The organism is Nonomuraea antimicrobica, from assembly GCF_039536965.1.
GTDB classification, from domain to species: Bacteria; Actinomycetota; Actinomycetes; order Streptosporangiales; family Streptosporangiaceae; genus Nonomuraea; species Nonomuraea antimicrobica.
In genome coordinates, this window is sequence record NZ_BAAAZP010000047.1 from 38,382 (window position 1) to 45,127 (window position 6,746).

General features: G+C 67.8%; 9 protein-coding genes. 5 read left to right on the plus strand and 4 right to left on the minus strand.

Annotated features, from left to right (window positions below):
• Positions 1 to 2: 2 nt before the first annotated feature.
• Positions 3 to 1,091 (plus strand): integrase core domain-containing protein, encoded by a 1,089-nt coding sequence (locus ABD844_RS12930; RefSeq protein ID WP_344876424.1) that lies wholly within the window; start codon positions 3 to 5, stop codon positions 1,089 to 1,091.
• A gap of 97 nt (positions 1,092 to 1,188) precedes the next feature.
• On the opposite strand, the gene ABD844_RS12935 is transcribed toward ABD844_RS12930, so the two are convergent.
• Positions 1,189 to 2,115, minus strand: a complete 927-nt coding sequence (locus ABD844_RS12935) for an SPFH domain-containing protein (protein ID WP_344876426.1) — start codon at positions 2,113 to 2,115, stop codon at positions 1,189 to 1,191.
• A gap of 208 nt (positions 2,116 to 2,323) precedes the next feature.
• Between ABD844_RS12935 and ABD844_RS12940 the strand changes: the two genes are divergently transcribed.
• The 3 genes from ABD844_RS12940 (at position 2,324) to ABD844_RS12950 (ending at position 3,976) form a co-directional block, all read left to right on the plus strand.
• Positions 2,324 to 2,707 carry an AfsR/SARP family transcriptional regulator gene (locus tag ABD844_RS12940; RefSeq protein WP_344876428.1) on the plus strand — a complete coding sequence of 128 codons (384 nt, stop codon included), beginning with the start codon at positions 2,324 to 2,326 and terminating at the stop codon, positions 2,705 to 2,707.
• 152 nt (positions 2,708 to 2,859) lie between these two features.
• Complete coding sequence (locus ABD844_RS12945) at positions 2,860 to 3,285, plus strand: hypothetical protein (protein WP_344876430.1); 426 nt, start codon at positions 2,860 to 2,862, stop codon at positions 3,283 to 3,285.
• Entirely contained in the window at positions 3,275 to 3,976 is a 702-nt protein-coding gene (locus ABD844_RS12950; RefSeq protein WP_344876432.1) for an integrase core domain-containing protein, read from the plus strand. The genes ABD844_RS12945 and ABD844_RS12950 overlap by 11 nt, the downstream gene beginning before the upstream one ends.
• Positions 3,977 to 4,306: 330 nt before the next feature.
• On the opposite strand, the gene ABD844_RS12955 is transcribed toward ABD844_RS12950, so the two are convergent.
• From ABD844_RS12955 to ABD844_RS12965, 3 genes are all read right to left on the minus strand, one after another.
• Positions 4,307 to 5,194: a hypothetical protein gene (locus tag ABD844_RS12955; protein ID WP_344876434.1), complete on the minus strand. Its 888-nt coding sequence runs from the start codon at positions 5,192 to 5,194 to the stop codon at positions 4,307 to 4,309.
• On the minus strand, positions 5,191 to 5,772 hold the full coding sequence (locus tag ABD844_RS12960) for an RNA polymerase sigma factor (protein ID WP_344876436.1): 582 nt from the start codon (positions 5,770 to 5,772) through the stop codon (positions 5,191 to 5,193). Before ABD844_RS12960 ends, ABD844_RS12955 begins: the two co-directional genes overlap by 4 nt.
• A gap of 142 nt (positions 5,773 to 5,914) precedes the next feature.
• Positions 5,915 to 6,046, minus strand: coding sequence for a hypothetical protein (locus tag ABD844_RS12965; RefSeq protein ID WP_344876438.1), 132 nt, complete (start codon positions 6,044 to 6,046; stop codon positions 5,915 to 5,917).
• Positions 6,047 to 6,396: 350 nt separating this feature from the next.
• On the opposite strand from ABD844_RS12965, the gene ABD844_RS12970 reads away from it, so the two are divergent.
• Complete coding sequence (locus tag ABD844_RS12970; RefSeq protein ID WP_344876440.1) at positions 6,397 to 6,630, plus strand: hypothetical protein; 234 nt, start codon at positions 6,397 to 6,399, stop codon at positions 6,628 to 6,630.
• The last annotated feature ends 116 nt before the right edge of the window (positions 6,631 to 6,746 follow it).

A 6,746-nucleotide genomic window follows, 5' to 3' on the forward strand; every position in this document is an offset into this window, starting at 1 on the left:
GGGTGTTGTTATCGCTTGTCTGCCGGTTGATGAGGTGCCTGTTTGGCCTGCTGATGGTGCTGGTCCGCGCTGATCTGTCCAAGGGCGTTGAGCTGCTGGTGCTCCGTCACGAGAACCGGGTACTCCGCCGTCAGCTCCATGGCCGGCTGCAATGGGATCACATCGACCGGCTCTGGCTGGCGGCGTTGTCGCGACTGATCCACCGCCGCCGGTGGGCGGAGGTATTCCCGCTCACCCCGGCGACGATCTTGCGCTGGCATCGCCATCTCGTAGCGCGTAAGTGGACCTTCACGAGTAGGAGGCGTCCGGGGCGGCCATGCACTCGCCGGCCGGTCAAGGCACTGATTGTTCGGATGGCGCGGGAGAACCCGACCTGGGGGCACCGGAGGATCCAAGGCGAGTTGGCTCGGCTGGGGTATCCGATTGCGGCCTCGACAGTGTGGGAGATCCTGCACTCCGCCGGTATCGATCCCGCGCCTCGCCGGGCGGGGCCGACCTGGCGGCGGTTCCTGACCGCTCAGGCCCACGCGATCATCGCGTGTGACTTCCTGGTGGTCGAGACGATGCTGCTCAAACGGCTGTATGTGCTGGTCTTCATCGAGCACGGCACCCGGAGACTGCACCTGGCCGGAATAACCGCACACCCGACCGGGGCATGGACCGTGCAGCAAGCCCGCAACCTGGCCATGGACCTAGGGGACCACATCGCCGGGCTGCGGTTCGTGATCCACGATCGCGACCCGCTCTTCGCCTCCGCCTTCAGGGAGGTCTTCACAGCTGAAGGGCTACGGGACATCACAACGTTGCCGCGGACGCCGAGGATGAACGCCATCTGCGAGCGCGTTATCGGTACCCTGCGCCGTGAGCTCCTGGACCGCATCCTGATCCTCAACGAACGCCACCTGGCCCTCGTGCTCCGCGAATACCTGATCCACTACAACGGCCACCGGCCGCACCAGTCCCGACACCAACGACCCCCGGACACCTCAACGCAGCCCGCCGGGGACGTGACCGACCTCAAGGACCTGCGGACCGTTCACCGAAAACCTGTCGCTGCAGGCACGATCAACGAATACCGCCACGTCGCTTAACCGCAGCTCAGGCCACGTAACTCAATTTTCGAGCGGTACACCTTGTCGTAGCCGACCAGGGTGGAGGAGCGTGCCGGGCGACGGATCCGTGCTTGGACTATGCGGTGCGCGAGGCGCCGCTCTTTGCGGCCGATTCCGCTGCGGAACGTTCGCAGAAGGGCCCTGGCGGGGCCACCTCGGGCGCGGTGGTGTCCGTCACGGCCGGTTGCCCTTCGGGTTTCCCCTCCGAGGGACCGGCGACCTGTTCAGTGGCCTCCGCAGCCGGGCTGCTCCTCGCGGAGCGCTCAAAGAAGCGCAGCAACTCCACGGGTACCGGCATGACCAGCGTGGAGGTCTTCTCAGCCGCCACTTCCACCACAGTCTGCAGCAGGCGTAGCTGAAGCGCGCCCGGAGTCTCGTTCATGATGGCCGAGGCATCGGCGAGCCTCCGCGCAGCCTGGAACTCTCCGTCCGCGGTGATCACACGGGCCCTGCGCTCCCGTTCAGCCTCGGCCTGGCGGGCAATGGACCGCTTCATGGCCTCGGGCAGATGAACATCCTTGATCTCGACGCGGTCGATGTGGATGCCCCAGCTGAGCGCAGGGCTGTCGATCATCAGCGCCAGGCCCTTGTTCAGCTCCTCACGGTTGGAGAGCAGGTCGTCCAGATCGCTCTTACCGATGACCGAGCGCAGTGACGTCTGCGCTACCTGCTCGATCGCGAACAGGTAGTTCTGCACTACGATGGCTGCCCGCACCGGCTCCTCCACCCGGAAGTACGCGACGGCGTCGACCTGGACGGAGACGTTGTCACGGGTGATGCCCTCCTGCGTGGGCACAGGCATCGTGACGATCTGCACGTTCACTTTCTTCATTCGGTCCGCGACCGGGATGAGGAAGGTGAGCCCTGGTCGGCGGACCTCCCGCTGGGCCTTGCCGAAGCGGAAGACCACGCCTCGCTCGATCTGATTCACGACTCGGATGCTGCTGACCACCAGCCAGACCGTGAGCATGACGATCAGCCCGAGCACGATGTTGATGATCACTACATGCCCCTTCCAGTTCAAGGTTAGATCCGAGCACCCGCCTGCGTCGGTAAGGAAGTCGTCAAGACCTGGCCAGCGACATCGGCGCGGCCGACAAACCGTGACACCGCCGACTGTCTTGCGATCCCGAAGATGGTGACGGAAATGGTCGCTGGTCCGGCACGAGCTCAAAAGGGTAGGCAATACAAGGAATGCGAGAATGTCGGCCATGCGGTTCGGCATCCTGGGCCCCTTGGACGTGCGCACCGACCGCGGTGAGCAACTCGCGGTGGGTGGGCCACGGCCGCGCACTCTGCTGACGATCTTGCTGGTGAACGCGGGCCGGGTGGTCAGCGTGGAGCAGCTGATCGACGGGCAGTACGGCGAGGATCCGCCTGCCGGTGCCGCCAACGCGATCCAGGCTCAGGTCTCGCGGTTGCGCAAGAGCCTGCCGGTGGAGCTCGACGGGGTGGGTTACCGACTGGCGATCGACCCGCTGGATGTGGATGTGCACCGGTTCCGGCAGCTGGCCGGTGATGGGCGGCGGTTGCTGGCCTCGGGCGGATTCCGGGAGGCGCGGGCTGCTGCGCGAGGCGGTGGGCCTCTGGCGTAGGCCCGCGCTGGTCGATCTGCCTTTCGGCCAGGCACAGCTGTGCGCCTGGCCGATAATTGCGTCCGCCCAGCTCACGGCCATGTGGGCCTTGCATGGCGTGCGCGAGCTCCGGCCCTCAGCAGAGTGAGACTCATGCGGAATGATGATCGGCCGTGCTCTTTCGCCTGGCCTATCTCGCCGTCACGAACGCCTTTGCCGCGCTGCGGTTGCTGCCGATGGGCGATCGGGACAAGGACGTCGAGATACTCGCCTTGCGCCATCAGATCACCGTGCTTGAACGGCAACTCGGCGCCGATGCCAGGGTGAGGTTCACGCAGGGGGACCGGGCTTTCCTGGCCGCGCTGCTGACATCGCTGCCACGTGAGGCCCTGCGCCGCGTACGGCTCCTCGTCCGGCCGGATACCGTCCTGCGCCGGCACCGCGATCTGATGAAACGGCGTCACGCCCGTACCTGCCGGCCGAACAGGAGAGGACGCCCGCCTACGGTTCGCTCCATTCGTGTCCTCATCCTGCGACTGGTTCGCGCTGCGTCTGGTTCGCGAAAATCCCTCGTGGGGATATCGGCGGGTGCACGGTGAGCTCGCCACGCTCGGCATCACGATCGCACCGTCCACGGTCTGGGAGATCCTCAAGCAGGAAGGGCTTGATCCGGCGCCCGAGAGGGCGTCCACCACGTGGGCCGACTTCCTGCGTTCGCAGGCCGGTGCCCTGCTGGCCTGCGATTTCATCGAGACCACCACGTTGAACGGGCAGCGTCAGTACATCCTGGCGGTCATCGAGCACGCCAGCAGGCGCGTCCGCGTGCTGGGCACCACCGCGCACCCGACCGCGAGCTGGATCATCCAGGTGGTCAAGAATCTCGTGATGGATCTGGAGGATGCGGGCTGCCGGGCGCGCTATCTGATCCGAGACCGGGACGCGAAGTTCCCGGCCCTCATGGATGAGATCCTTTCCGATGCCGGCATCGAGACCGTGCTCACCGGTATCCGGATGCCGCGCATGAACGCGGTCATGGAGCGGTGGGTGCAGTCGTGCCGCCGCGAGCTTGTGGACCGCTGCCTGATCTGGAACGAGCGCCACCTGCGTCACGCCCTGCGCGAGTACGAACGGTTCTACAACCAGCACCGAGCCCATCAGGCCCTGCGCCAAGCAGCTCCGCTGCGTACCGTCCCGGATCCGATCACTGATCCGAAGCGAATCGACGATCTGAACATACGCCGACGAGATCGGCTCGGCGGGGTTCTCCACGAGTACTCATATGCCGCTTGACCTGCGTGGACGGAGCTTTCGGCAGGCGCAGTGTCTTGATGGGTGTCCACGCCGCCGGCGACTTCGCTGATCGGCGCGTTCTCGGCTGTAATGGGGGTCGTCGTCGTCCTGTCGTCTCGACCGGGGGCAGGGCGGCACGCACCAGCCGGGCGACGCGGACAAGACAGTGGTGGGGCCTCTGGCCAGGCTCCTATGAAGTCACAGGCGCCACGTCCGGTGAGTGCACATGAGCGCTTCCCGGCCAGGGACGACAGATCCCGTTGAGGACCGCGAGGTCAGTCAGTCGATGGGTCAGACCCCGGCGGGAAGCGCTCATCTACATCATCACTGTCAGTCGAGCTTGACGGAGCCGCCCGTGGCCGGGGTGTTCAACTGCGCGCTCGTCCGGCCGGTGAGCTCCTCGAGCGAGACGCTGCGCCGCGACCCGTCCTGGAGGATTGTCGTGACGCCCGTGACGCCGCCCCGACGTGAGGCGTTCTCGCGCTCCTCCGTCGTCGGCGCGTCCGGCCACCAGGCCGCGAAGTAGCCGCCGGTGACGGTCGCGGTCACGCTGCCTTTCGCCTCCGTGGAGAGCTCCAGACCCACCACGCCGGCACCGACCCTGCCAGTCACGATACGCATGCTCTCCTCACTCGAGCTCACGACCGAGCCGAGGGCGGCCCGCGCCGACCCCGCGGGAACCGGCGAAAGCGGTTGTGCGTCGGGCCCCGGCGTGGTGCCACCCGCCGCAGCGATGTCGCCATCGCGGAGCAGGCATCTGATCTCGGCAAGATGGCTGCTGTCGTCGTTGACGTAGACGAGCGTCCATGGCCCCCGGCCCTCGGTCACTACGGGCCGGAAGTCGAGCTTGCGCCCAGTCGTGCGCCCGGCGGTGTCCTGGGCTTTATCGAGGCACTTCTCCTGGGCCTCGGCGGCCCGGTCACTGCTCACCGTGTGCGGCGTCGCGGTCCACGCTGCCATCGCCGTGCCGCCGCCGAACACGCCAGGCAGCAGCAACGCCGCCGCGATGCCGGCAGCCACACCTCCGCTCACCATGGTGAGCCGCCGGGCAGTGAGCACGCGAGGGCTGCTGGTCGTCGGTGCGTGCGCGCCCATCGGGTCGGCGGCCACCACCCGGGCCAGCAGGGAACGAGCCTTGAGATCGGTGCTGGTGTCCAGGTCGGCCGGGGTGACAGCGGGGTCGAGGTCGCGCAGGGTGTGGTCGAGGATGTCGTTCATCGCGTGCTCCGAGAGTCGACGGTGGCGGTCGCCACGGGCTGGGTTTTTGTAGTGGGAGCCGCGTCGGCGTGGCGGCGCAAGGCACGCCGAGCCCGGGTGAGCCGAAGCCGGAACGCGACGGGGGAAATACCGAGCACCCGCGCGGCATGCGGGGCTGTGAGTCCATCCCACACGGCCAAGGCGAGCGCCTCCTGGTGGAGCGGACTGAGTTGCCGCCACGCCTGCACGAGGTCGAGCCGGCGCGCCACCAGTTCGGGGTCCAGCCCGGCCACCGCGGTGCCAGTCAGATGGCCGTCGGCGATGCGGACGGTGAGCGCCTGCCGCCGCTGATCAGCCCGCAACCCGTTGCGGAGAGTGCGGTGCGCGACGCCGAACAGCCAAGCCCGCGCCTCATCCACCGCCAGCGGCACGTCGTCCAGGCGCCGCCAAGCGACGAGGAACACGTCGGCGACTACGTCCTCGGCGTGAGAGGGGTGGACGCGACGCTCGACGAACCGCAGCAACGCGGCATACGTCTGCTCGTAGAGATGGCCGAAGCGCTGGGTGCGCTCCGGCGGCTCGGTGTCAGTGACGTTCATGCCTAGGTCATGTCCGGCAGGCCCGCAGGTGTGTCGCGAACCGTCACGACGAGGCGTCCGCCGCTGCCTCCCCCGAGCTCTCGCCGGTGACGTCGCGCGCCGCCCCGCCCGCGAGCGCCGCGCCACCCAGGGGATCGCCGTGTCAGGTGTCCAGGCCCCAGCCGTCGTCCGCCTGCCCCGAGAGCACGGCCATCCCCGTGTTGCCGATCCGCCGCTCGGCACCAGCCGCCGGGTCGACCCCGGCCAGCAGCGTCGACCACACCCAGATCGCCATGACGCTTCCGGACGGCCCGCACCGCCGCGACGTATCGCCCCACGACCGCGTGCCCTTCAGGGCCGCCTGGCACGAGCCGGCCGAGGTCCACCGTGCATCCAGCCCGCGAGACGCTCGCGACAGCCGCGCTGGTCGAGGCCGGTGGTCGGCTGTGCCATCCTCCTGCTCCCCGCCCCCGAAGATCATGGTCACCGACAACTGATGCGCTGAGCACAGCGTAAACACCGCGACCAGATCCGGGGAGGAAACAGGCCACCTTGTCCTTGCGCCCGCGTTCGAGGCGACCCGTGGTTATCCGGGCTGGCCCGGCTTACCTGACTCACCCGGCGCTCACCCGCTGATATGGGAGCATGTCTCGATCGACGTCCCGCTACGGCCGGCTGGCCGCCCTCACGACCGCGGGTGCGCTGGCTGCCGCCTGGCTCGTCCACCCGGCGCTGAACCTTACCATCGGCGGCCTGGTGATCGCCCTCGGTGCCATCATCCTGGCCAGTGCCCTGTTCGGCTCCGAGCGCCTCAGCGAACACGCCTTCCGGCTGCTGCGCTGGATCGCAGACAAGTCCGAACCGGCGCCCCCTGGATAACACCGCTCTCCCGCGCACCCATGCCGGGCTCATCTGTGCAGGCGCGCCTACGGACATGTCAACGGCCGAGTGCGTGTCGCCGCTGGTGGCCAAGTAGAGGTCCCCAGGTGTTCGTA